The organism is Mesorhizobium sp. P3_B5 (assembly GCF_056402815.1).
In genome coordinates, this window is record NZ_JBFUGR010000035.1 from 1 (window position 1) to 2,492 (window position 2,492).

5 protein-coding genes are annotated in these 2,492 nt (G+C 60.6%); 4 read left to right on the forward strand and 1 reads right to left on the reverse strand.

Going from position 1 to position 2,492, the window contains the following annotated elements:
- Nucleotides 1-232 (forward strand): transposase (locus tag AC1DVW_RS29595; protein WP_477327167.1); only part of this gene is annotated, 232 nt, incomplete at its 5' end.
- Nucleotides 233-435: 203 nt separating this feature from the next.
- Here AC1DVW_RS29595 and AC1DVW_RS29600 read toward each other — a convergent pair.
- Nucleotides 436-603, reverse strand: coding sequence for a hypothetical protein (locus AC1DVW_RS29600; RefSeq protein WP_477249514.1), 168 nt, complete (start codon nucleotides 601-603; stop codon nucleotides 436-438).
- Between the two features lie 284 nt (nucleotides 604-887).
- Between AC1DVW_RS29600 and AC1DVW_RS29605 the strand changes: the two genes are divergently transcribed.
- The 3 genes from AC1DVW_RS29605 to AC1DVW_RS29615 all read left to right on the forward strand — a co-directional run.
- Nucleotides 888-1,808: an SMP-30/gluconolactonase/LRE family protein gene (locus AC1DVW_RS29605; protein ID WP_477327920.1), complete on the forward strand. Its 921-nt coding sequence runs from the start codon at nucleotides 888-890 to the stop codon at nucleotides 1,806-1,808.
- A 31-nt stretch (nucleotides 1,809-1,839) separates the two neighbouring features.
- Nucleotides 1,840-2,049 carry a tautomerase family protein gene (locus AC1DVW_RS29610; RefSeq protein ID WP_477327922.1) on the forward strand — a complete coding sequence of 70 codons (210 nt, stop codon included), beginning with the start codon at nucleotides 1,840-1,842 and terminating at the stop codon, nucleotides 2,047-2,049.
- 290 nt (nucleotides 2,050-2,339) lie between these two features.
- Nucleotides 2,340-2,492 (forward strand): helix-turn-helix domain-containing protein (locus AC1DVW_RS29615; RefSeq protein ID WP_477323337.1); only part of this gene is annotated, 153 nt, incomplete at its 3' end.

The window sequence follows — 2,492 nt, forward strand, 5'->3', positions numbered from 1 at the left end:
TGAGAGCGGCAAGCTCAAGCGCAGGAGCAAGATCGGCGGTGGTCGCCCGCGGGTCCGACGAGCTCTCTACATGGCGGCGCTGGGCGCCATCCGTGCCAATGACCGGTTCAAAGCTTTCTACGTCGCCCTTGCCGCACGTTCCGGATCAAAGAAACTCGCCATCGTCGCCGTCGCAAGGAAGCTTCTGGTCACCCTCAACGCTATCATCAGGGACAAAACCGCATTCACGTGAACACAGTTGCCATGCCGCGACCTTTGCCGAAGGATGCGACCGTCCAGAATAGGCGCCTTCAACGTGCCAAATCACGGATCATCGCAGAACAAGTGTTCTGCACCGCTGCGGTGCTCGAAAGTCACGGCATGGATCCTTGGGTCTTCGCTCCGCTTCGCGTCGCTACGCCCAAGGATGACGAACGTGATAGGTCGGCCGAATACTCAGCCGTAGATCTGCTTGTGGACCTGATAGAGCATTTCCGAGCGGTCGGCGCGCATGTCGGCGAGGTCGCGGCTGGAGAAGCTGTCGATTTCGGCGACGAGGCGGTTGTAGTGCTTGCGCTTGGCAATGCTAGCACGAGCGCGGGTCATAAGGCTGTCGATGATCATAGCAAGGTTCCTTTTCAGCGCCGCATTGCTGCGGCAGTTATTCCTCCCTTGATCGATACGAAGCATGACATAGTTACGCTGCGTTGCAAAAAGAAGATGTTGCAATGCACCATTGCACTGGGCGCATAGCCGGTTAATGCGGCGCTAACGTCATGGGCAGTGAACAGACCGGCAAGCCACCTGTCCCAGCTGCCCCTTTTTGTATGGCACTGTGCGGACGCACATTGCCTTCTGTTTCACGGGCTGGCTTGATCCCTCGCGTTGTGTAGTGCCCGGAGGAAAGCATGGCGGCCGCTGACTATTACGAAATTCTCGATCCGCGTTTCGCGCGGCTGTTCAATTCCAACGCGCAAGTGGAAAAGCTGTTCACGGGATGCCAGTGGGCGGAAGGGCCGGCCTGGTTCGCCGCCGGGCGCTATGTCGTCTGGTCCGACATCCCCAACAATCGCATGCTGCGCTACGACGAGACCGACGGCAATGTCAGCGTCTTCCGTCAGCCATCCGGCAATTCCAACGGCAACACCGTTGACCGGCAGGGCCGGCTGGTCTCATGCGAGCATTCCGGCCGCCGCGTCAGCCGCACCGAGTTTGATGGCTCGGTCACCACAATCGCCGCGAAATGGAAGGGCAAGAGGCTGAACTCGCCGAACGACGCGGTGGTCAAATCCGACGGCTCGATCTGGTTCACCGATCCGAGCTACGGCATCGACACCGACTATGAGGGCGACAAGGCCGAGAGCGAGATCGGCGCCTGCCATGTCTACCGGGTCGACCCCGACAGCGGCGAGGTCGACGCCGTCATCACCGACATGGTCAGGCCCAATGGGCTCGCCTTCTCGCTCGACGAGAGCAAGCTCTATGTCGTCGACACCGGCCGCACGCACGGCGCCAAGAACCCGGCCCATATGCGGGTGTTCAATGTCGGCAAGGGCGGCAAGAAGGTGTCGGGCGACAAGATCTTTGCCGACTGCACCGCCGGCCTGTTCGACGGCTTTCGCCTCGATGCGGACGGGCGCATCTGGACCAGTGCGGCCGACGGCATCCATTGCTACGACCCCGACGGGACGCTGATCGGCAAGGTCAAGGTGCCGGAAGTGACCGCCAACTGCGTGTTCGGCGGCAACAAGCTGAACTGCCTGTACATCGCCGGCACCACGTCGCTCTACATGGTGCGGCTGATGGTCAACGGCGCCAAGACTTTTTGAGACCGCCGAGAACATTGAGGGGGAGGACACTATGCCATTCGTCAACATCCGTATCGTCAGGGAAGTCATTGCCGCCGACCCGGCCGGCAAGAAGGCGGACATCGCCAAAAAGGTCACGGCGGCGATCATGGACGCCACCGGACTGAGTAATGACGATGTGTGGGTGGTGTTCGAGGAGGTCAACGCCCGTGACTGGTATGTCGGCAAGACGGATGTCGAGACGCTGCGGAGCAAGAAGTAGGCTGCCAATCGCTGACGTTGGAGATTGGCCGAAGCCTCTCTCCTTCGTCATCCTAGGGTCTGCGCCGCGTCGCTTCGCTCCTTGCTTCGCCCAAGGATGACGAAGGCGTGGTGGGTCGTCGTCCTCAACGCGCGCGGATAAACTCTGCGAACGCCGACAGCGCGTCGCGCATCGCCTGCACGTTCATCGGCTCCGCTAGAGCGGGATGAATTGAGGCTGAATCGGCGAGGATTCCCTTAGGCGTGCAAATCTGATTCAACCTTCTTGCTGAGACAAGGAGGTCAGCATGGATGGGCAAGCCTTACTCGATGGATCTTCGCGAACGGGTTGTTGCGTCGGTTGAGCGGGAGGGGCTGTCGCGACGGCAGGCCTCGGCACGCTATGGGGTTGGTATCAGCACCGTCATCAGGTGGGTGCAGCGGTTGCGCGACATGAGTAGCCTT

Excerpts from the sequence above, each read along its gene's own strand:
- AC1DVW_RS29610 (WP_477327922.1), top strand. The coding sequence starts at position 1,840 with ATGCCATTCGTCAACATCCGTATCGTCAGGGAAGTCATTGCCGCCGAC.
- AC1DVW_RS29600 (WP_477249514.1), bottom strand. The coding sequence starts at position 603 with ATGATCATCGACAGCCTTATGACCCGCGCTCGTGCTAGCATTGCCAAG.
- AC1DVW_RS29605 (WP_477327920.1), top strand. The coding sequence starts at position 888 with ATGGCGGCCGCTGACTATTACGAAATTCTCGATCCGCGTTTCGCGCGG.